Annotated in this window: 24 protein-coding genes and 1 pseudogene; 21 read left to right on the top strand and 4 right to left on the bottom strand. The window is 64.5% G+C overall.

What is annotated here, in order from left to right; translation table 11 throughout:
- Nucleotides 1-2 precede the first annotated feature (2 nt).
- The 5 genes from motD to ACMGGG_RS15960 all read left to right on the top strand — a co-directional run bounded on the left by motD (nt 3) and on the right by ACMGGG_RS15960 (nt 3,573).
- Complete coding sequence (motD, locus tag ACMGGG_RS15980; protein WP_054895566.1) at nt 3-890, top strand: flagellar motor protein MotD; 888 nt, start codon at nt 3-5, stop codon at nt 888-890.
- Between the two features lie 50 nt (nt 891-940).
- Nucleotides 941-1,729, top strand: a complete 789-nt coding sequence (locus tag ACMGGG_RS15975; protein ID WP_054895567.1) for a ParA family protein — start codon at nt 941-943, stop codon at nt 1,727-1,729.
- Nucleotides 1,729-2,628, top strand: coding sequence for a CheW domain-containing protein (locus ACMGGG_RS15970; protein ID WP_063545672.1), 900 nt, complete (start codon nt 1,729-1,731; stop codon nt 2,626-2,628). The genes ACMGGG_RS15975 and ACMGGG_RS15970 overlap by 1 nt, the downstream gene beginning before the upstream one ends.
- Before the next feature lie 68 nt (nt 2,629-2,696).
- A complete protein-coding gene (locus ACMGGG_RS15965) occupies nt 2,697-3,176 on the top strand; it encodes a chemotaxis protein CheW (RefSeq protein ID WP_016393802.1) in 480 nt (159 codons plus the stop codon).
- A 1-nt stretch (nt 3,177) separates the two neighbouring features.
- Nucleotides 3,178-3,573 carry a DUF2802 domain-containing protein gene (locus ACMGGG_RS15960; protein ID WP_054895569.1) on the top strand — a complete coding sequence of 132 codons (396 nt, stop codon included), beginning with the start codon at nt 3,178-3,180 and terminating at the stop codon, nt 3,571-3,573.
- A 317-nt stretch (nt 3,574-3,890) separates the two neighbouring features.
- Here ACMGGG_RS15960 and ACMGGG_RS15955 read toward each other — a convergent pair whose 3' ends face one another.
- Nucleotides 3,891-4,217 (bottom strand): EscU/YscU/HrcU family type III secretion system export apparatus switch protein, encoded by a 327-nt coding sequence (locus ACMGGG_RS15955; RefSeq protein WP_054895570.1) that lies wholly within the window; start codon nt 4,215-4,217, stop codon nt 3,891-3,893.
- Nucleotides 4,214-5,782: a flagellar hook-length control protein FliK gene (locus tag ACMGGG_RS15950; RefSeq protein ID WP_200602785.1), complete on the bottom strand. Its 1,569-nt coding sequence runs from the start codon at nt 5,780-5,782 to the stop codon at nt 4,214-4,216. The genes ACMGGG_RS15955 and ACMGGG_RS15950 overlap by 4 nt, the downstream gene beginning before the upstream one ends.
- A 246-nt stretch (nt 5,783-6,028) precedes the next feature.
- On the opposite strand from ACMGGG_RS15950, the pseudogene ccmA reads away from it, so the two are divergent.
- From ccmA to ACMGGG_RS15870, 16 genes and pseudogenes are all read left to right on the top strand, one after another.
- Nucleotides 6,029-6,660 (top strand): annotated as a pseudogene (gene ccmA, locus ACMGGG_RS15945) (cytochrome c biogenesis heme-transporting ATPase CcmA).
- The gene (gene ccmB / locus ACMGGG_RS15940; protein WP_063545669.1) at nt 6,657-7,325 is read left to right on the top strand and encodes a heme exporter protein CcmB; all 669 of its coding nucleotides are present in this window, start codon (nt 6,657-6,659) and stop codon (nt 7,323-7,325) included. Before ccmA ends, ccmB begins: the two are co-directional and overlap by 4 nt.
- 46 nt (nt 7,326-7,371) lie before the next feature.
- Nucleotides 7,372-8,139, top strand: a complete 768-nt coding sequence (locus ACMGGG_RS15935) for a heme ABC transporter permease (RefSeq protein ID WP_063545668.1) — start codon at nt 7,372-7,374, stop codon at nt 8,137-8,139.
- On the top strand, nt 8,136-8,312 hold the full coding sequence (gene ccmD, locus ACMGGG_RS15930; RefSeq protein WP_063545667.1) for a heme exporter protein CcmD: 177 nt from the start codon (nt 8,136-8,138) through the stop codon (nt 8,310-8,312). The genes ACMGGG_RS15935 and ccmD overlap by 4 nt, the downstream gene beginning before the upstream one ends.
- Nucleotides 8,309-8,764, top strand: coding sequence for a cytochrome c maturation protein CcmE (ccmE, locus tag ACMGGG_RS15925; RefSeq protein ID WP_323453721.1), 456 nt, complete (start codon nt 8,309-8,311; stop codon nt 8,762-8,764). The genes ccmD and ccmE overlap by 4 nt, the downstream gene beginning before the upstream one ends.
- Nucleotides 8,765-8,775: 11 nt before the next feature.
- A complete protein-coding gene (locus tag ACMGGG_RS15920; protein ID WP_414155819.1) occupies nt 8,776-10,749 on the top strand; it encodes a heme lyase CcmF/NrfE family subunit in 1,974 nt (657 codons plus the stop codon).
- Complete coding sequence (locus ACMGGG_RS15915) at nt 10,746-11,282, top strand: DsbE family thiol:disulfide interchange protein (RefSeq protein WP_151925590.1); 537 nt, start codon at nt 10,746-10,748, stop codon at nt 11,280-11,282. The genes ACMGGG_RS15920 and ACMGGG_RS15915 overlap by 4 nt, the downstream gene beginning before the upstream one ends.
- Nucleotides 11,279-11,755: a cytochrome c-type biogenesis protein CcmH gene (locus ACMGGG_RS15910; RefSeq protein ID WP_054895610.1), complete on the top strand. Its 477-nt coding sequence runs from the start codon at nt 11,279-11,281 to the stop codon at nt 11,753-11,755. The genes ACMGGG_RS15915 and ACMGGG_RS15910 overlap by 4 nt, the downstream gene beginning before the upstream one ends.
- Nucleotides 11,748-12,935 carry a c-type cytochrome biogenesis protein CcmI gene (gene ccmI / locus ACMGGG_RS15905; RefSeq protein ID WP_414154041.1) on the top strand — a complete coding sequence of 396 codons (1,188 nt, stop codon included), beginning with the start codon at nt 11,748-11,750 and terminating at the stop codon, nt 12,933-12,935. The genes ACMGGG_RS15910 and ccmI overlap by 8 nt, the downstream gene beginning before the upstream one ends.
- Nucleotides 12,936-12,947: 12 nt before the next feature.
- Nucleotides 12,948-13,373 carry a hypothetical protein gene (locus ACMGGG_RS15900; protein ID WP_065862031.1) on the top strand — a complete coding sequence of 142 codons (426 nt, stop codon included), beginning with the start codon at nt 12,948-12,950 and terminating at the stop codon, nt 13,371-13,373.
- A gap of 103 nt (nt 13,374-13,476) precedes the next feature.
- Complete coding sequence (locus ACMGGG_RS15895; protein ID WP_414154040.1) at nt 13,477-14,415, top strand: 2-hydroxyacid dehydrogenase; 939 nt, start codon at nt 13,477-13,479, stop codon at nt 14,413-14,415.
- A 37-nt stretch (nt 14,416-14,452) separates the two neighbouring features.
- On the top strand, nt 14,453-15,241 hold the full coding sequence (locus tag ACMGGG_RS15890; RefSeq protein ID WP_414154039.1) for a PhzF family phenazine biosynthesis protein: 789 nt from the start codon (nt 14,453-14,455) through the stop codon (nt 15,239-15,241).
- A 124-nt stretch (nt 15,242-15,365) separates the two neighbouring features.
- Entirely contained in the window at nt 15,366-15,770 is a 405-nt protein-coding gene (locus tag ACMGGG_RS15885; RefSeq protein ID WP_414154038.1) for a GFA family protein, read from the top strand.
- A gap of 198 nt (nt 15,771-15,968) precedes the next feature.
- The gene (locus ACMGGG_RS15880; RefSeq protein ID WP_414154037.1) at nt 15,969-16,307 is read left to right on the top strand and encodes an FKBP-type peptidyl-prolyl cis-trans isomerase; all 339 of its coding nucleotides are present in this window, start codon (nt 15,969-15,971) and stop codon (nt 16,305-16,307) included.
- Nucleotides 16,308-16,481: 174 nt separating this feature from the next.
- Complete coding sequence (locus ACMGGG_RS15875; protein WP_414154036.1) at nt 16,482-17,141, top strand: histidine phosphatase family protein; 660 nt, start codon at nt 16,482-16,484, stop codon at nt 17,139-17,141.
- 116 nt (nt 17,142-17,257) lie between these two features.
- Complete coding sequence (locus tag ACMGGG_RS15870; protein WP_414154035.1) at nt 17,258-17,737, top strand: hypothetical protein; 480 nt, start codon at nt 17,258-17,260, stop codon at nt 17,735-17,737.
- A gap of 726 nt (nt 17,738-18,463) precedes the next feature.
- Here ACMGGG_RS15870 and ACMGGG_RS15865 read toward each other — a convergent pair.
- Both ACMGGG_RS15865 and ACMGGG_RS15860 read right to left on the bottom strand, forming a co-directional pair.
- Nucleotides 18,464-19,192: an aspartate/glutamate racemase family protein gene (locus tag ACMGGG_RS15865; protein ID WP_323453726.1), complete on the bottom strand. Its 729-nt coding sequence runs from the start codon at nt 19,190-19,192 to the stop codon at nt 18,464-18,466.
- 17 nt (nt 19,193-19,209) lie between these two features.
- Complete coding sequence (locus tag ACMGGG_RS15860; protein WP_063545656.1) at nt 19,210-20,745, bottom strand: NCS1 family nucleobase:cation symporter-1; 1,536 nt, start codon at nt 20,743-20,745, stop codon at nt 19,210-19,212.
- Nucleotides 20,746-20,945 lie beyond the last annotated feature (200 nt).

Genomic DNA, 20,945 nt, shown 5'->3' with positions numbered 1-20,945 from the left:
CCATGCGTCGTCGTCGCCATACCGAGGAGCATGAGAACCACGAGCGCTGGCTGGTCTCGTACGCCGACTTCATCACCTTGCTGTTCGCCTTTTTCGTGGTGATGTACTCGATTTCCTCGATCAACGAGGGCAAGTACAAGGTCATTTCCCAGGCGCTGATCGGAGTGTTCAACGACCCCGAGCGCAGCCTCAAGCCGATCCCGATCGGCGATGAGCGCCCGCTGACGATCAAGCCGGCAGAACCCTTGATCAAGGACAGTGACCAGGTCGATGCAGGCCTGGGACAGACCAGCGTCGACCCGCTCAAGACCATCACCGACCAGGTGGCCGATGCCTTCGGCGACTTGATCAAGTCGAACCAGATGACCGTGCGTGGCAATGAGCTGTGGGTGGAGATCGAACTCAACTCGGCATTGTTGTTCGGCAGCGGCGATGCCATGCCCAGCGACATCGCCTTCGAGATCATCGAGAAGGTGGCCCGGATCCTCAAGCCGTTCGCCAACCCGGTGCATGTCGAAGGCTTCACCGACAATCTGCCGATCCGCACTGCCCAGTACCCGACCAACTGGGAGTTGTCGTCGGCGCGCGCGGCGAGCATCGTGCGCTTGCTGGCAATGGAAGGGGTGAACCCGGCGCGCATGGCCTCGGTGGGTTACGGCGAGTATCAACCAGTCGCCAGCAACGATACCGCCGATGGCCGGGCGCGCAATCGTCGCGTGGTGCTGGTGATTTCGCGCAATCTCGAAGTGCGCCGCAGCCTGACTGGCTCCGGCAGCGCCAACGCCACCCCGGACGCAGCGTTGCGCCGTGCTGGCACACAAAGTGCACCAGCTACGCCAGCCACGACGGTCGGGAGCAATCCCGTCAAATCTCCGTCACCGAATCTATAGAACCGTTCCCGGCGGGACATTTCGCCCATGCTGGGAGGAAGCAACGCACGATGAGAGTCTGGGCAGTAGCCAATCAAAAAGGTGGCGTCGGCAAGACCACCACCACCATCGCCCTGGCCGGTCTGCTGGCCGAGGCGGGCAAGCGCGTGGTCGTCGTCGACCTCGACCCGCACGGCTCGATGACCAGCTATTTCGGGCACAATCCCGACGCCCTGGAGCACAGCTGCTACGACCTGTTCCTGCACAAGGGCGTGGTGCCCGAAGGGCTGCCGGGGCAGTTGCTGCTGCCGACCAGCCATGAGCGTATCTCGTTGCTGCCCTCGAGCACTGCACTGGCGGTGCTGGAGCGCCAGTCGCCGGGCCAGAATGGGCTGGGCCTGGTAATCGCCAAGAGTCTGGCGCAGCTGTGGCAGGATTTCGACTTTGCCCTGATCGACAGCCCGCCCTTGCTGGGTGTGCTGATGGTCAACGCCCTGGCGGCCAGCCAACAACTGGTGATCCCGGTGCAGACCGAGTTCCTCGCGGTCAAGGGCCTGGAGCGGATGGTCGGCACCCTGGCGATGATCAACCGCTCACGCAAGCAGGCGCTACCCTTCCAGATCGTCCCGACCCTGTTCGACCGCCGTACCCAGGCCTCGCTCGGCACGCTCAAAGTGCTGCGCGACACCTATGGCGAGCAGGTCTGGCAGGGTTACATTCCGGTCGACACGCGCCTGCGCGATGCCAGCCGCAACGGTGTCACGCCCTCGCAGTTCGACGGCAAGAGCCGCGGTGTGATCGCCTACCGGGCGCTGCTCAAGCACCTGCTGACCTACCGCAACGCATTGCAGGTGGCCTGATGAACCGTGCCCCGCAGATCACCAGCAAGCCGCAACTGGCCTTGCAGTCGTACCTCGACGGCCTGTTGCAGGAAGCCACCGAGCCGGTTGAAGTGCCTGAGGCGCCGCTGCCGACAGTGCAGCCACAGGCAGCCGAGCCCAGCGACGAATTCGCCGCTGCGGTTCGTGAAGAACAAGCCCGCGATGCCGTCCGCCAGCCTGAGTCGGTGGTGGCGCTCAAACCCTTTGCCGAGCCTGCGCCCAGGATCCTGCCGACGCTGCTGCCGCCGGTGGAGCCGGTGGTCAGCGTGGTCGAAGAGCAAGTGCTGGCCGAGGCTTCGATTCCGGTGCTGACCCAGACCCAAGCCATAGAGCCGGTCGCCCCGCTGGTCGAAGTCCACCTGCCGTCACCTGCTGCACCGGTGCCGCCGGCTACCGTCGACGGGCGTCCGGCCTGGGCAGCGGAGCCTTTCGAATGCCTGCTGTTCGACGTCGCCGGGCTGACCCTGGCGGTGCCGCTGGTGTGCCTGGGGTCGATCTACAGCCTGGCCGGCCAGGAGCTCACGCCGCTGTTCGGCCAACCGGACTGGTTCCTCGGCATCCTCAGTTGCCAGGCCGGCAACCTGAAGGTGCTGGACACCGCACGCTGGGTCATGCCTGACCGCTACCGCGAGGATTTCCGCCAAGGCTTGCAGTACGTGATTTCCGTGCAGGGCTACGAGTGGGGGCTGGCGGTGCATCAGGTCAGCCGTTCTCTGCGCCTGGACCCGGCCGAGATCAAGTGGCGCAGCCAGCGTGGCCAACGCCCGTGGCTGGCGGGCACGGTGATTGAACACATGTGCGCCTTGCTCGACGTCGCCGAGCTGGCCGAGCTGATCGCCAGTGGTGCGGTCAAGCAGCTGAATACCAAACACAACTGACATGGGCGCCGCATCTGCCGCGGCCTCAACGAGCACACCGCCAACGGCGGTACAAGAGGGCTAGGGGAATGAAAAAGTCGTCTGCACAAGGTTCCGAAGATCCGATCCTGCAGTGGGTCACCTTCCGTCTGGACAACGAGTCCTACGGCATCAACGTCATGCAGGTGCAGGAAGTCCTGCGCTATACCGAAATCGCTCCGGTGCCGGGTGCGCCGAGCTATGTGCTCGGTATCATCAACCTGCGCGGCAACGTGGTCACCGTGATCGACACCCGCCAGCGTTTCGGCCTGATGCCCTCGGACGTCACCGACAACACCCGTATCGTGATCATCGAGGCGGACAAGCAGGTGGTCGGCATCCTGGTCGACAGCGTGGCCGAAGTGGTCTATCTGCGTCAGTCGGAGATCGAGACTGCGCCGAACGTCGGTAACGAAGAGTCGGCCAAGTTCATCCAGGGCGTGTGCAACAAGAACGGCGAGCTGCTGATCCTGGTCGAGCTGGACAAGATGATGACCGAGGAAGAGTGGTCGGAGCTGGAGAACATCTGAGGTGATCTTCGAGGCTGCGGTAATCCTCCTGGCGCTGTTGTGGGCGCTGAGCCTGTGGTTCTTCCTCAACTACAGCAAGCGCCAGCGCGAGCTGGCCAGCCAGCAGGCCCAGGGCGATGCGCTGCGTGACCAGCGCATCAGGGACCTGGCCAAACGTCTGGACGACTACCAGAACGTCACCGTGCGCATGGGGGAAGCCATCCATGAACTGCGCGCGGCGGTCGCGCCGCTGCCTGACAGGCTCCTGCAACTGGAGCAGCGCGACCCCAACAATGTCACCTTCTCCCAGGCGGCCAAGTTGGTGGGGATGGGCGCAAGCGTGTCCGAACTCACTGAAAGCTGCGGGCTGACCCAGGCCGAAGCTGAGTTGATGAGCAAGTTGCATCGGCGCGACTGAGTGTCGAACGGCACTTATTCGAGCTTGTCATCGCGGGCCGCTTTGCGGCCCCGTTTCTCCCCTCATTCCCTCAGCCAGGATTGGCTGCCGCCGACCCGTACCACTGGTGCTGGCGGTAACAGCTCGTCCATCAGCCGTAGTGCCTGTGCCAGGTCAACGAACAGCCATGAGTTGAGGCGCTGGATACCACACAGGTTGTTTATCTCGCGCAGCGTATTCAACAGCGGCAGGCCCGGTCATCCGTCTGAGCCGGGCGATATGGCGATAGAAACCGGCTGTTAGATATAGGTGCCCCTGCACCGGCAAGCTCAATGGCTCTACGGCAGCAGCGGGTTGCCAGGGGTGATGTCACGCTCGCCTGGCGCCGAGTCGTCGAAGTTCTCCGGTACCTTGCCGCGCAGTTGCCAGGCGAAGGCAATGATTTCGGCGATAGTCAGGTACAGCGCTTCGGGGATCTGCTCACCCAGCTCCAGGCGTGCCAGCAGGCTCACCAGTTCGGCGTTCTCGTAGATCGGCACTTCGTGTTCGCGGGCCAGGGCGAGGATGGCTTCGGCCAGTTCGTCCTCGCCCTTGGCGCTCAGGGTGGGGGCCTGATCACCGTCGTAGCTCAGGGCAATGGCCTGGCGGGGGGCTTTGTTGCTCATGCGGTTTCATCCACCCAGCGTTGTTCCAGTCGTGTGCGCGGGCCTTGTGGCGGGATGCCGGGATGACATTCCAGATCGCCAACGTCCAGGCCCCGTGCCAGCAGGCGTTCGCGCAGGCTGCCAAGCTGGCTGTCGATCAGTTCGGCGGTTTGCGGGCGCTCGGCCCACAGCTGGCCGCTGAGTCGGCCTTGGGTGAGCTGGGCCTGGACCTGTAGTGGGCCCAGCGGCGGCAGGTCGAAGGCCAGGTCGATGCGCCACAACGACTCGAGCGGATCGCGCTGCTCGCGCTGCGAGTCGGCTTGCTGCCGTGGGGTGTCCTCGCGTTGCAGCTTGGCCTGCAGCGGGATGAACTCCTGGCCGTGGCGCAAGGGGATCTCGGTTTGCCAGGTGGTCTGCTGGTTGCCGCTCTCGGTGGTACCGGTCTGCTGCAGGCTGGCCAGTTGATGACTTTGGACCCGCGAAATGGCGGCGGCGGCCAGGCGCAGCAGTTGCTGCAGGTCGCCTTTTTCTTCCAGGCTTTGCAGCAGACGTGAGGGCAGGGGGAAGGTGCCGGGCTGCGGGCGGCTGCTGACTTGGTCGAGCATGCCCAGGGCGCTGCGGGCCATGCCCGGCAGGACCTGGGCCAGGGCGGTGGCGGCCAGCGCCGGATTGAATGTGGGGTTGCCCGGAACGCTCGGCAAGACTTGCGCCACCAGGCGCACCAGCTGCGCCTTGAGGTCTGGAGCCACTCCCGCGCCAAGGCCGCCGAGCAACTTGGCTTCGAGAAACGCGCCACTGTTATTCAGCGCCTGGGCGATGCTCTTGGCGTCGCCCAACTGTGCGGGGGTTGGCAGGCTGGCCAGCAGGCGCGCGGCGGTAGCGCTCAGCTCGCTGTTGCCAGCGGGGGCGCTGGCGATCTGCTGCAAGGCGTTGAGCAAGGTTGGCAGCGACGCCTGGCGGCTGGTTTGGGTCAGCAGTTGCTGGGCGATGGTCAGTTGGTCCTGGCGCCCGCTCAGGGGTACGAAGCGCAGCGACTGGTCGCCTTGCACCAGCGCGCTGAGCAGGCTGCCGACCGCCAACGGACGTGGGCTGTCGATGGTCAGGGTGGCGCCGGCCTGGCTGCTGTTGAGCAGACTCACCAGCGAGCGGAACGCTGTGGTCTGCGCCGCGCCGCCTGGCAGTGCCTGGCTGGTCAGCACCTTGCCTTGCAGCAAGGTGCCGATCGGTATCTTGCCGGTGTCGAGCTGAGTGAGGGTGGCGATGTTGCTGGCGCTGGCCTGTTGCAAAACCACCGCCAGGCGGTTGCTATCGGCTTGGCCGAGCGTGATCTGGCTGCCGGGGGGCAGGGGCTGGTTAGCACTGGCCTGCACCTGGGCCTGGTTGCCGTTGGGCAGGCTCAGGCGCAACAGCATCATGAAGTCCTGGCCTACCTGGCGCAGGTTCAGCACTTCGGCCTGGGCAGTCTGGCCCGGGGGGATCAGGCCGGGTTGCGCTTGACTCAGGCGCAGCAGCTCACCGGTCAGGCTGGCCTTGGCCACCTGCGCTGCGAATGCGCTTTGTGCGCCGAGACTATTGATTTCCGTCATGATTGTATACAACCTGTCGAGCCAGCCCTCTTGGCAGCGGGATGGCACATGTAATAATGCCGGTCGCGTTGCCACTGCCAGTATAACGGCCAGTGGCAGGGCGACTTGAGACAAGGGTGTTGATCTGCGGTGTTTCATTCGCGGGCAAGCCCGCTCCCACAGGATCGCTGCTGCCTCTGTGGGAGCGGGCTTGCCCGCGAAGAAGGCGCACTGCTCGACACGCCATGAACAGCATAAGGCGAAACCGTGACCCTCCACCTCCAAGCCGCGAACCTTGCCTGCGAGCGCGACTGGCGACTGCTCTTCGAGCACCTTGACTTCGAACTGCGCCCCGGCGACATGCTGCAGGTCAGCGGCCCCAATGGCAGCGGCAAGACCAGCCTGCTGCGCCTGTTGGCCGGCCTGATGCAGCCGACGGCAGGGCAGATCCTGCTCGATGGCCGCGCCCTCGGCGAGCAGCGCCATGCCCTGGCCAGCATCCTGCTGTGGATCGGGCATGCTGCCGGGATCAAGGAGTTGCTGACGGCCGAAGAGAACCTTGCCTGGCTCTGCGCCCTGCATCGACCCGCGACCCGCGAGGGCATCTGGACGGCTCTCGAGGCGGTCGGCCTGCGCGGATTCGAGGATGTGCCTTGCCACACCCTCTCGGCCGGCCAGCAGCGCCGCGTCGCCCTGGCCCGCCTGCACCTGGACTGCCCGCCACTGTGGATCCTCGATGAACCGTTCACCGCCCTCGACAAACAGGGGGTGGCCCAGCTCGAAGCGCACCTGGCCGCGCACTGCGAGCAGGGGGGACGGTGGTGCTGACCACCCATCACAACCTCGAGCGCAGACCGTCCGGCTACCGTGAACTCAACCTGGGGCAGTGGGCGGCATGAGCGTATTCCTTCTGTTGCTGCGCCGCGAAGCGCGCCTGTTGTTCCGTCGCCCGGCGGAGCTGGCCAACCCGCTGGTGTTCTTCGCCATCGTCGTGGCGCTGTTTCCGCTGGCGGTCGGCCCCGAGACGCAATTGTTGCAAACCTTGTCGCCTGGACTGGTCTGGGTCGCGGCCTTGCTCGCGGTATTGCTGTCGTTGGACGGCCTGTTCCGCAGCGATTTCGAGGATGGCTCGCTGGAGCAGTGGGTGCTATCACCGCATCCACTGCCATTGCTGGTGCTGGCCAAGGTTCTGGCGCACTGGACCTTTTCCGGGCTGGCGCTGGTATTGTTGGCGCCACTGCTGGCGCTGATGCTGGGTTTGCCAGTCGCCTGCCTGCCGGTGCTGCTCGGCTCGCTGCTGCTCGGCACTCCGGTGCTGAGCTTGCTGGGGGCGGTGGGCGCGGCGTTGACGGTCGGGCTCAAGCGCGGTGGTTTGCTGCTGGCGTTGCTGATTCTGCCGTTGTATATCCCTGTATTGATCCTGGGCAGTGGTGCGTTGCAGGCGGCGTTGCAGAATATGCCCGCGACCGGACACCTGCTCTGGCTGGCCAGCCTGACCGCCCTGGCCGTGACACTGACACCCTTTGCGATAGCGGCCGGCCTGAAGATCAGCGTCGGCGAATAACGAGTCCCGGGCACCGAAGCCCGGCAAAGACCCTGGATGTACCCTGATGAAAATGAGCTGGACGTGGTTCCACAAACTGGGTTCCCCCAAATGGTTCTATGCCATCAGCGGCCGCATGCTGCCGTGGCTGACCATCGCTGCGGTGCTCCTGCTGCTGGTGGGCATCGCCTGGGGCCTGGCTTTCGCCCCGCAGGACTACCAGCAGGGCAACAGCTTCCGCATCATCTATATCCACGTCCCTGCGGCCATGCTCGCGCAGTCCTGCTACGTGCTGCTGGCGGTCGCCGGTGTGGTGGGGCTGGTGTGGAAGATGAAGCTGGCCGACGTCGCCCTGCAGTGCGCCGCCCCCATCGGCGCCTGGATGACCGCAGTGGCGCTGGTCACCGGGGCGATCTGGGGCAAACCGACCTGGGGCAGCTGGTGGGTGTGGGACGCGCGCCTGACCTCAATGCTGATCCTGCTGTTCCTGTACTTCGGCATCATCGCTCTGGGCCAGGCCATCAGTAACCGTGACAGCGCCGCCAAGGCCTGCGCGGTGCTGGCCATCGTCGGCGTGGTCAACATCCCGATCATCAAGTACTCGGTGGAGTGGTGGAACACCCTGCATCAGGGCGCCACCTTCACCCTCACCGAAAAACCGGCCATGCCCGCCGAGATGTGGCTGCCGCTATTGCTGACGGTGCTGGGGTTCTATTGCTTCTTCGGCGCCGTGCTGCTGCTGCGCATGCGCCTTGAAGTGCTCAAGCGCGAAGCGCGTGCCAGTTGGGTGCGCGAAGAGGTGCTCAGCAGCCTGGGCCGGGAGATCGTGCGATGAGTTTCGCCTCCTTCAGTGATTTCCTCGCCATGGGCCATCATGGCCTGTACGTGTGGTCGGCCTATGGCATCTGCCTCACGGTACTGGCGATCAATGTCGCCCTGCCGCTGCTGGCCCGCCGCCGCTACCTGCAAGAAGAGGCGCGCCGTCTGCGCCGGGAGAACCACCAGTGAATCCGCAGCGCAAGAAACGTCTGTTGCTCATCCTCGGCCTGCTGGTCGGCGTCGCCGTGGCCCTGGGCTTTGCCCTGAGTGCCCTGCAGCAGAACATCAACCTGTTCTACACGCCCACCCAGATCGCCAACGGCGAGGCACCGCAGGACACACGCATTCGCGCCGGCGGCATGGTCGAGAAGGGCTCGGTGCAGCGCTCGGCCGATTCGCTCGACGTACGCTTCGTGGTCACCGACTTCAACAAATCGGTGCCGATCACCTACCGTGGCATCCTCCCGGACCTGTTCCGCGAAGGGCAGGGCATTGTTGCCTTGGGCAAGCTCAACGCCGAGGGCGTGGTGGTGGCTGACGAGGTGCTGGCCAAGCATGACGAGAAGTACATGCCGCCCGAGGTGACCAAGGCACTCAAGGAGAGCGGCCAGGCCAACGCTGCCGGCGAGGTCAAGCCATGAACGCTGCCCTGGTGATCCCCGAGCTTGGCCAGTTGGCGATGATCCTGGCGATCTGTTTTGCCGTGGTGCAGGCCAGCGTGCCGCTGCTCGGTGCCTGGCGTGGCGACCGTCTCTGGATGAGTCTGGCGCGCCCTGCGGCCTGGGGCCAGTTCGCCTTCCTCGCCTTTGCCTTCGCCTGCCTCACCCATGCCTTCATGACCGACAATTTCTCGGTCGCCTATGTCGCCCACAACTCCAACACCGCACTGCCCTGGTACTACAAGTTCAGCGCCGTGTGGGGCGCCCACGAAGGCTCGCTGCTGCTCTGGGCATTGATCCTGGGTGGCTGGACCTTCGCCGTGTCGGTGTTCTCGCGCCAGTTGCCGCAAGTGATGCTGGCGCGTGTGCTGGCGGTGATGGGCATGATCAGCACCGGTTTCCTGTCGTTCCTGATCATCACCTCCAACCCGTTCACCCGCCTGCTGCCGCAGGTGCCCACCGACGGTCGCGACCTCAATCCGCTGCTGCAGGACTTCGGCCTGATCGTCCATCCGCCGATGCTGTACATGGGCTACGTAGGCTTCTCGGTGGCCTTCGCCTTCGCTATCGCGGCGTTGCTCGGTGGCCGCCTGGATGCCGCCTGGGCGCGCTGGTCGCGGCCCTGGACCATCGTCGCCTGGGCCTTCCTCGGCATCGGCATCACGCTCGGCTCCTGGTGGGCCTACTATGAGCTGGGCTGGGGCGGCTGGTGGTTCTGGGATCCGGTGGAAAACGCCTCGTTCATGCCATGGCTGGTCGGCACTGCGCTGATTCACTCGCTGGCAGTGACCGAAAAGCGCGGGGTGTTCAAGAGCTGGACCGTGCTGCTGGCCATCGCGGCGTTCTCGCTGAGCCTGCTGGGTACCTTCCTGGTGCGCTCCGGGGTGCTGACCTCGGTACATGCCTTCGCCGCCGACCCGTCGCGCGGTGTGTTCATCCTGATCTTCCTGCTCTTCGTGGTCGGCGGCTCGCTGACCCTGTTCGCCCTGCGCGCACCGGTGGTCAAGAGCCACGTGGGCTTTGGCCTGTGGTCGCGCGAGACGCTGCTGCTGGCCAACAACCTGGTGCTGGTGGTGGCGGCCTCGATGATCCTGCTGGGCACGCTCTACCCGCTGGTGCTCGACGCCCTGACCGGCGCCAAGCTGTCGGTCGGCCCACCTTACTTCGATGCGTTGTTCCTGCCGTTGATGGCGCTGCTGATGGTAGTGCTGGCGATTGGTGTGCTGGTGCGCTGGAAGGATACGCCTGGCAAATGGCTGTTCGGCATGCTGACGCCGGTGCTGATCGGCAGCGCAATCCTGGCGCCGGTCGCCGGGCTGATCGTCGACGACTTCGACTGGCCGGCGCTCAGCGTCTTCGCCCTGGCCGCCTGGGTGGTGCTCGGCGGGGTGCGCGATATTCTCGACAAGACTCGTCACAAGGGCCTGCTCAAGGGGCTGCGCGGCCTGCACCGCAGCTACTGGGGCATGCACCTGGCCCACCTGGGGCTAGTTGTTTGTGCCCTGGGCGTGGTGCTGTCGAGCAACAACAGCGCCGAGCGCGACCTGCGCATGGCGCCGGGCGAAAGCGTCGGGCTGGGCGGTTATCACTTCCTGTTCGAGGGCGCCAAGCACTTCGAGGGTCCGAACTTCATCTCCGACAGGGGCACCATCCGTGTGTCGCGCGAGGGGCGTGAAGTGACCGTGCTGCACCCGGAAAAACGCCTGTACACCGTGCAGCAATCGATGATGACCGAGGCCGGTATCGATGCCGGCTTTACCCGCGACCTCTATGTCGCCTTGGGCGAGCCACTGGAAAACGGTGCCTGGGCGGTACGGGTACACATCAAGCCCTATGTGCGCTGGATCTGGCTGGGCGGCTTGCTGACCGCACTGGGCGGGCTGCTCGCAGCGCTCGATCGGCGTTATCGGGTCAAGGTCACGGCGCGGGTGCGCGATACATTGGGCCTGTCTGGAGCGACGGCATGAAGCGTTGGATCATGGTAGTGCCATTGGCGGTGTTCCTGCTGATGGCCGTGTTTCTGTACAAGGGGCTGTTCCTCAAGCCCGACGAACTGCCGTCGGCGATGATCGGCAAGCCATTCCCGGCATTCTCGCTGCAGAGCGTGCAGGGCGACCGGACCCTGACCCAGGCCGACCTGCAGGGGCGACCGGCGCTGGTCAACGTCTGGGGCACCTGGTGCCCATCGTGCAAGGTCGAGCACCCTTACCTGAACCAACTGGCCGAGCAAGGCGTGGTGATCCACGGCATCAACTACAAGGACGACAACGCCGCCGCGCTCAAATGGCTGGCCGAGTTCCACAACCCTTACCAGCTCGACATCCGCGACGAGCAGGGCACTCTGGGCCTGGACCTTGGCGTGTACGGCGCGCCGGAAACCTTCCTCATCGACGCCAAGGGCATCATCCGCTACAAACATGTCGGTGTGGTCGATGCCACGGTCTGGCGCGAGCAACTGGCGCCGTTGTACCAGGAACTGGTCGATGAGGAGCGGCCATGAAGCGCTGGCTTGCCGCCGCCATACTTGGCTTGAGCCTGGCCGGCATGGCCAGGGCGGCCATCGATACCTATCAGTTCCGCGACGATGCCGAGCGCGAGCGCTACCAGCAACTGACCAAGGAACTGCGCTGCCCCAAGTGCCAGAACCAGGACATCGCCGACTCCAACGCACCGATCGCCGCCGACCTGCGCCGGGAGATCTTCCGCATGCTCGGCGAAAACCAGAGCAACCAGCAGATCATCGACTTCATGGTTGATCGCTACGGCGACTTCGTACGCTACAAGCCAGCGCTGACGGCACGTACCTGGTTGCTCTGGTTCGGCCCTGGCGTGTTGCTGGCTGGCGGCTTCGTGGTGCTGGCGGTGATCGTCCGTCGGCGCCGCAGCCCGGTGGCGCATGGCAACTCCGAACTCTCCGTGGACGAGCGCGAACGTCTCGCCAAACTGCTGGATAAAGAACAGACCCATGACTGAATTCTGGCTGAGTGCGGGCCTGCTGTTGCTCGCCGCCCTGGCTTTCCTGCTGATCCCGATCCTGCGTGGCCGCCGCCAGCAGCAGGCCGAAGAAGACCGCACCGCGCTCAACGTGGCCTTGTATCAGGAGCGGGTCGCTGAGTTGACTGCGCAGCAGGAGGCCGGGGTGCTCGACGCCGGGCAACTGGCCAAGGGCCGCGACGAGGCGGCCCGTGAACTGCTGTCCGATACCGAAGGTAGCGAGGCGCCGCGTCAGGGGCATCTGGGCAAGACCCTGCCGCTGGTGGCTGCCGTGCTGGTGCCGGTAATGGCGCTGGGGTTGTACCTGCATTTCGGCGCCGCCGACAAGGTCGAGCTGACCCGCGAGTTCGCCGATGCGCCGAAAACCATGCAGGAGATGACCACGCGCCTGGAGCGCGCCGTGCAGGCCCAGCCGGACTCTGCCGAGGGCCTGTATTTCCTCGGCCGCGCCTACATGGCCGACCAGCGTCCAGGCGATGCCGCCAAGGCCTTCGAGCGTGCGGTCGCCCTGGCCGGTCGTGAACCCGAGCTGCTCGGGCAGTGGGCCCAGGCGCAGTACTTCGCTGCCGACAAGCAGTGGAGTGCGCAACTGCAGAGCCTGACCGACGAAGCGCTCAAGGCCGACCCGAACGAGGTTACCAGCCTGGGGCTGCGCGGCATTGCTGCCTTCGAGGGCGAGCGCTATCAGGAAGCGATCGATTACTGGCAGCGCCTGCTGGCGCAACTGCCCGAAGGCGACGCCTCGCGCGCCGCCCTGCAGGGCGGTATCGACCGTGCCGCCGACAAGCTCAAGGCCGATGGCGGCAAGCCGGTGCAGGCGGCGAGCCTGACCGTGCGTGTCGAGCTGGCCGCAGCGCTCAAGGACAAGGTCAAGCCGGACGACACCGTGTTCATCTTCGCCCGCGCCAGCAACGGCCCGCCGATGCCGCTGGCGGCCAAGCGGGTGACGGTGGCGCAGTTGCCGATCGAAGTGCAACTGTCGGATGCCGACGCGATGATGCCGCAGATGAAACTGTCGGACTTCGCTGAAGTCCAACTGGTTGCGCGCGTATCGCGTGCCGGCCAGCCGACCCAGGGCGAGTGGATCGGCCAGAGCGCGCCGCTGGCTACCCGCGGCCAGCCAACCCAGCAACTGACCATCGACCGACCCGACCGATAAGAGATTGCCGCCATGAACCGCAGCGTACGCCTGACCCTGATCACCCTGGCCCTGGGGCTTTCTGCCTGTACGGTGCACCAACCAGGCGAGCGCGAGTCGCTGCCACCGATCGAGACCACGCCACCACCGCACCAGGGGCCGGTGGTCAAGCCGCTACCGGGCGGCCAGCCCGCACCGCAGCCTGGCGCGCCGTCCGGTATTCCCAAGCCGATGCCACGCACCTCCGCGAGCTTCGCGCCCCCGCCAGGCGGTGCCAGCCACTGGGACCCGAAGCTTGGCGTCTATGTGCTGGAGAAGCAGCCCAACACCTTCTATCGTCAGCGCACCTACTACCGTTATGACAAGGGCTGGAGCTGGTCGCTGAGCCCCAATGGCCCCTGGCAGGAAACCGACAGCAGCGGTGTGCCGGGCGGGTTGGGCAGGGCCTTCGCGCAGTAAGTATCCTTCACGTCCCTGTCGTGGGCTCGCCCCCGCGATAGAGGCCCTCGCAGTCTCCCGCCGAACTGGCATAATCCCCCTCTGAATCGAACCGGAGGGTGGCATGAGCAAGACAGTCCTGGTACTGGTGGAAACCGTCGATGATTACCTGCCACTGCTGGAGCAGGCCGGTTACCGCCTGATTCGTGCCCCATCCCCGCAACAGCGTGCACAAGCCATCGCCCAGCATGCCGAGCAGATCGACGCTGTCCTCACCCGTGGCCCGCTGGGCCTGACCGGTGCTGAAATCCAGGCACTGCCCAAACTCGAAATCATCTGCGTGATCGGCGCAGGCTATGAGCAGGTCGACCTGGCCGCCGCGAAGGCCCGTGGCATCACCGTCACCAATGGTGCTGGCGCCAACGCAGGCCCGGTCGCCGATCACGCCATGGCCCTGTTGCTGGCGATGTTGCGCGACATTCCCCGGGCCGATGCCAGCACCCGGCGCGGTGAATGGAACCGAGTCATCAGCCCATCGGTGAGCGGCAAGCGCCTTGGCATCATCGGCCTTGGCGCCATCGGCCAGGCCATCGCCAAGCGTGCAGCCCAGGGCTTCGACATGAGCGTCAGCTACCACAGTCGTACGCCGCGTGGTGATGTGCCCTACACCTGGTACGACAGCCCGTTGCAACTGGCCCAGGCCGTGGACATCCTGGTGATCGCCACCCCGGGTGGTGCCGGTACCCTGCATCTTGTCGATGCCCCGGTGCTCGAGGCGCTGGGGGGCGAGGGGTATCTGGTCAATATCGCCCGCGCGAGCGTGGTCGATACCCAGGCACTGGTGCAGGCATTGCAGACGGGCGTTATCGCAGGTGCCGCATTGGATGTCTTCGATGACGAGCCTGCCGTGTCCGAGGCACTCAAGGTGTTGGGCAATACCGTGCTGACCCCGCATGTCGCCGGCCAGTCGCCGGAAGCGGCGCGCGACACCGTGACCCTGGTGCTGCGCAATCTCCAGGCATTCTTCGCTGGCGAACCGGTGCTCACGCCAGTACTGTCGTAATCCCAGCTTTCGATCCCGCCTGACAAGGAGTGTGTGCATGCAACTTGAGATATTCCAGGTCGATGCTTTTTCGGCCGAACCTTTTGGCGGTAACCCGGCGGCGGTGATTCCGCTGGACAGCTGGCTGCCGGACGATGTGCTGCAGCGCGTCGCCGAAGAGAACAACCTGTCCGAGACGGCCTACTTCGTGCGTAACGGCGAAGGCTTCGACCTGCGCTGGTTCACCCCTGCCGTGGAGGTCGATTTGTGCGGCCACGCCACGCTGGCTTCGGCCTGGGTGTTGTTCGAGCAGTTGCATGAGCAGGCCGATGTGTTGCGCTTCAATACCCGCAGCGGTGAGTTGCGCGTCAGTCGCGGTGCAGATGGCTTGCTGGCCATGGACTTCCCGGCCAAGCAACCTGTGGCGGTGGACATCCCCGATGGCCTGCTCGAGGCGCTCGGTCTGCCGAGCGCCCGCGCGCTGTACCGCTCGGATGACTTCGTGGTGGTGATCGACGATGCAGCGTTGATCGATCCGCTCAAGCCCGATTTCGTCGCGCTGTCGGCCTTCGATGTGCGTGGCATTGCCGTGACTGCACCGGGGCGCGGCTTTGACTTTGTCACCCGCTGGTTCGGCCCACGAGTGGGGATCAACGAAGATCCGGTGACCGGCTCGGCACACACCTCGCTGGCGCCTTACTGGTCCGAGCGCCTCGGCAAGCGCAGCCTCAGCTGCGAGCAGGGCGGGGTGCGCAAGGGGCAGTTGCAGTGCGAGGTGCCGGGTAACGGCCGAGTGATCATCAGCGGGCGTGGGGCGCTGTATATGCGAGGGACCGTGTTCATCTGACGGGCGAGGGTGGCTTGCGGGCCTCTTGTGGGAGCGGCGGTTCGCCGCTGCGACTTGCCCGCGAAGAGGGCTGTAGCTGCACCGCTATACTTTGCAGCTTTCTCACCCGCCAGGAGCCCACCCCATGTCTCACACCAAGCACGGCGCCTGCCTCTGCGGCGCCACCCGCCTGACTGCCACGGTCGAAAACCTCGAAGTCAACGCTTGCCACTGCAGCATGTGCCGCACCTGGGCCGGAGGCCCGATGTTGGCCGTGCACTGCACCCAGCCGCCCAGTTTCGAAGGCGCTGTTCCCAGCGTCTTCCGCTCCTCCGACTGGGCCGAGCGGGGCTTTTGCGGGCAGTGTGGCACTCACCTTTACTACCGCCTGATCGCCAAGAACGAATACGCGTTGCCGGTCGGCCTGCTCAAAGGCGCTGACTGGCAGTTCACGATGCAGATCTACGTCGACGAGCGCCCGAGCTGGTACTGCTTCTCCAATCAGACCCAGGACCTCACCGGCGAGCAGGTCATGCAGCTGTTCAGCTAAGCGCGTTTCGCAACCATTCGGCGAAATTGTGGGATTGCATGCCGGACTGGCCCGACTTGACTGGAGACGGCAGCCATCGTGAAGGTGATCGGCGGCGTCCGGTGGTCGATGCGCCAGCACGACGTCGCCCCCGGACTTGCCAAATCCGTGCATTCCTGAGAAAAGGGCGGCCTCGAAATCTGCCGCAAGGAAATGACCGTGACTCAGGAACTGCACATCACCGAGATCCAGGAAGGCGACGGCAAGGCCGTGGTCAAAGGCGCCCTGATCACCACCCAGTACACCGGCTGGCTGGCCGACGACAGCGAGTTCGACTCGTCCTGGTCGCGCGGCAAGCCCTTCCAGTGCGTGATCGGTACCGGCCGGGTGATCAAGGGCTGGGACCAGGGCCTGATGGGCATGCGCGTGGGCGGCAAGCGCAGGCTGCAGGTACCCGCGCACCTGGGCTATGGCGAGCGCTCGGTGGGCAGCATCCCGCCGAACTCGGACCTGACCTTCGAGATCGAGTTGCTCGAGGTGCTGACGCGGGATGATTGATGTCCAGTTGTTGCAAGGGTGACGTAATTCGGCAACATCGATGGTCCAACATGGCTGCTGCCAGGGAGGGCCAGCATGGAAGAGCCCATCAGGCGGCCGGTGCCTTGCACCGCCGCCGGCAAGGATGGTGCACAAGCAAGGATGCTCCCCGTCCTTAGCCGAACGAGCCCTGCCATGAAGTGGATGCAATACCTGCGACGCCGTCACCTGTTTCTCGGTCTCACCCTCGCCGCGGTGCTGATACCGCTGACCCTCGATGTGGTGCAAAGTCGCGACCAACACGGTGATGGAACCCAGACGCTGGTGTTCCTGCGCCATGCCGAGAAGCCCGGCGAGGGGCTGGGGCAACTGAACTGCCAGGGCCTCAACCGCGCCATCGACCTGGCCACGTTGCTGCCGGAGCGTTTCGGCGCTGCCGATTACGTGTTCGCAGCCGACCCCGGTCGGCATGTCGAGGAGGGCAGCGAGGATAAACGCTACAGCTACATCCGCCCGCTCATGACCATCAGCCCCAGCGCCATCCGCCTCGGGCTGCCGGTCAATATCGACTTCGGCGCCAACGACTACGACGATCTCGCCGAAGAACTGCTGCGCGCCAAGTACCGCAAAGCCACGGTCTACACCGCCTGGTCGCACGGCTACCTGCCAGACCTGATCAACGCCGTGGCTGGCAAGGCCCTGGGCGAGAAGCGCGTCATCACCTCGGACTGGGACGGCGATGATTTCGACACGCTCTACGTGATCACCCTGACCTGGCATGACGGCAAGGCCACCATGCTCAGCCGCAACGTGCGTCAGGAACTCGATGGTGGGTCCGAAGTTTGCCCGACCTGATTCAGACGTTTCTGACTCGGTCGGGGTGTCCAGCCTGACTTATTTCCAGGTGACGACAAGGCACTGTTCACGGGTTTCCGGAAATTCGATACCGGGCGTGAGGAGTGCGGGGTTGCATGGAAATCGATCGGTCTTATCGGTTCATCGGTCATCGCGGCGTGACCTTCGATGTCATCGAGTTCACCGTGAGGGCCGATAACTGCTGCTGGCTCAATACGCTGCATATTCCAACAGCGGGCCGACATCAGTATCGCGTGGTCGGCAAGGTGAAGGAACTGTACGAGCGGATGCAGGCCGGGCAGTTGCCCTGCGTGATGGTGGTGGCGGTTTCATTGCCGTTGACGCGTGAGCAGGGGGATCAACTCAATATGCAGCGCTGGACCGTGGCGAGTGTGGTTTCGGGAGCTGTGGGCGGTGCGGTTGCGGCCGTGGCAGGTCCGCTGGCTGGCGGGTTGACAAAAGCCAGCGTGGTTCCGCTTGTCGCCTCCCGTCTTCCCACCTTCCATGCCGGCGATGTCCTGATAGGCATAGACGCGAGAGTCCGGGGTGGTATCGGGCCGCAGCACTCCTCGATTGCTGTCAGGCTTTACCAATGATGCTGGATATGTATGAAGATCCAGTGCAGATAGGCTTGATGCTGGTAGTGACGGTTATCATTGACCATGTCATCAAATCGCCTGTCTGGCGCAAGTGGCTTGGGCTGTTCCTATTTCCCTTTGGATTGTTCAGCCTACTTTTCGTCCAAGCCTGGTCCTACTACGGCATTGATCTAATGTTGTGGAAGTCGTGGTGCATGATGATGGGGTCATGCTTGTTCTTTCGTCGCTACCACCATGTGCAACGGGACTGATTGCACACTGTTGGCTACAACGCCCTTCGACGCTCATCCTACGGGATGTCGAGGGGCGTTGGCCTTTAAGGGAATACCTTTCAAGGTGTATGCGTAGAGGCTGACAGGTGCTCGTCGGAAGCCTTTTAGCGCCTATGAGATCGAGCGCCGCCCGCGCGGCGCTTCGCGGGCAAGCCCGCTCCCACGGTTTGTTTCGGGCCAATCATTTCTGAAAGATTCGCGCAAGCCCTTGTCTGCTCTACTCGATATCTCATTTGAGCGGTTGCCTTTCATGCATATCGCGTCATGCGCCAAGCGGCGCGCATCGATGGATACTGGAGAAACTGGCCCGAAACAAACCGTGGGAGCGGGCTTGCCCGCGAAGCGCCGCGCGGGCGGCGCTCGATCTCATAGGCGCTGAAAAACTTTCGGCGACCGCCTGTGAGCCCTCACGCAATCACATGCAAACACATTGAAAGGTAGGCCTTAGGGGCTACCGCCCCAACCGCATCGGCCAGCCCACCACCTTCTTCACCCGTGGCGTCGCATAGGTGCGCACTTTCGACGTACTCAACCCCAATCGCACCAGCGATTCGGCGATGGTCACCGCGGCGCTCACCCCATCGACCACCGGCACGCCGGTACGCTGGCGAATCTGTTCGTCGAGCCCGGCCATGCCGCCGCAGCCCAGGCAGATCACCTCGGCCTTGTCGTCACGCACGGCACGTTCGGCCTGTTCGACGATGGCCTCCACGGCGCGCTGCGGATCAGCCTCCAGTTCCAGTACGGCCAGGCCGCTGGCCCGCACCGAGGCGCAGCGGTCGTAGAGTCCGGACAGCTTCAGGCGATCCTCGATCAGCGGCACGGTGCGGTCCAGCGTGGTGACCACCGAGTAGGCATGGCCCAGATACATCGCGGTGCTGGCGGCGGCATCGGTGATGTCCACCACCGGTACATTGAGCAACTCCTGCAAACCTTCGCGGCCGTGCTCGCCGTACCCGGCCTGGATCACCGCGTCGTAGGGCCGGTCGTAGGCCAGCACCCGGTCCATCACGGCGATGGCGGCCAGATAGCTCTCGAAATTTCCCTCCACCGACTCCGCGCCGAACCAGGGCGTCAGCCCGACGATCTCGGTGCCGGGCGCTGCAACGCTGCGCGCCTGTTCGGCAATGGCCTCGGTGATGGCTTCGGTGGTGTTGACGTTGACGATCAGAATACGCATCAAAGAACTTCCCTTGATCAATGGCTGCTATGGTCGACGGCGATGGCTTCGCCGCTGACGTCGAGGTATTGGCGATTGCGCGGTGCGATCAGCAGGTAGAGCGCGGCCGCGGTACCTGCGCCGATCAGCCAGGAGAATGGCGCGACGCTGTGGAAGTGCGGTACCAGCGCCAGCACGATCGCCAGCAGGGCCGATGGAATGAACGCCGCGAGCGCCCGAAGGTTGATGCCACGCGAGTAGTGATAGGCGCCGGCCGGGTTCTCGCTGTACAGCTCCGGCACGTTGACCCGGCCTTTGCGCAGCAGCCAGTAGTCGGACATGATCACGCCGTACAGCGGGCCGAGCAGGGCGCCCAGGCCGGACAGGAAGTACACGATCACCAGCGGGCTGTTGTACAGGTTCCACGGCAGGATCAGCACCGCCACGGTGGCACTGATCAGCCCGGCGCGGCGGAAGTTCAGGTGGCGTGGTGCCAGGTTGCTGAGCACGAAGGCCGGGGCGACGAAGTTGGCCATGATGTTCACCGCGACGGTGACGATCAGGAAGGCCATGCAGCCCAGGACCAGGAACAGGGTGTTGGGGATGGTAGCGACGATCTGGGTCGGGCTGTCGATCACCTGCCCGTTGATCTGGAACTGTGCGCCGCACAGCACCACGGTGATCACCGCAAATACCAGGATGTTCACTGGCAGACCCCAGAAGTTGCCGACGCGGATGGTCCTGCGGCATGGCGAGGACCGGGCGAAGTCGCAGAAGTTGAGCACCAGGGTGCCGTAGATTGCCAGCCAGAGCGCGCCGCCGGCAAAGATGTTGCGCCACATCTCGTAGCCGGTCAGCGGATCGGCCACCGACCAGGCGATGCGCGCATCGTTCTTGAAGAACATCCAGGCGGCCAGGCTCGCCACGGTCAGCAGGATCACCGGCCCGGCGAAACCTTCGTAACGGCGCACCATCTCCATGCCGTAGGCGAGGATCACCAACTGCACGATCCAGATCGCCACGAAGCATACCCAGCCCAGGCTCGACAATCCGAGAATGCTGTCGTGGTCATAGGCGGCTACCTGTGGCCACACGGCGGTGAGCAGCACGCGCAGTACCACCGAGGCCAGGTAGGTCTGGATACCGAACCAGGCGATCGCGATCACCGCGCGGATCAGCGCGGGAATCTGCGCGCCATGGATACCGAAGGCGATGCGGCTCATGACCGGGAACGGTACGCCGGTCTTCTGGCCCATGTAGCCGGAGAGGTTCATGAAGAAGTAGACAAGCGCGGCACCGATCGCCAGAGAGACGAGAATCTGCCAGCCGCCAAGGCCCAGGGCGAACAGCCCCATGGCGAAAGAGTAGTTGGCGATGTTGTGCACATCGTTGGTCCACAGGGCGAAGATGCTGTAGCCACCCCAGCGCCGACCCTCGATGCGGGTTGGCGCAAGATCACGGTTGTGCAGGCGTGGACTCAGCTCGTACGGTCCGGCGGGGTTTTCCAGCGTGGTGGCGGTGGGGCTGGTGCTGGCAACGGAAAGTTCAGGGGCAAGGTCGAGACTGCTACTCATTCCGGCGGCTCCTGATGCGCTAGGACTGCGATGAGGCGGGCTTGCGCACGGGCTCGCCTTCTCGTCTGTGCAGCATTGGCATCACTGGGTTCTGGGCGCTAGCGGCCTGCGGGGCAGGCGCTGCGTGTTCTTGTGTATTTATGTTTTGTTTAAGTTGTATACAAAACACAAGTTCACTCAAGCCAGTTCCATGCCAGAGA

The sequence above is a fragment of the Pseudomonas sp. BNK-44-b genome (assembly GCF_047456245.1).
GTDB lineage: Bacteria > Pseudomonadota > Gammaproteobacteria > Pseudomonadales > Pseudomonadaceae > Aquipseudomonas > Aquipseudomonas machongensis.
The sequence above is the reverse complement of the archived record's forward strand: the minus strand, read 5'-3'. Positions and strand labels throughout refer to the sequence as shown.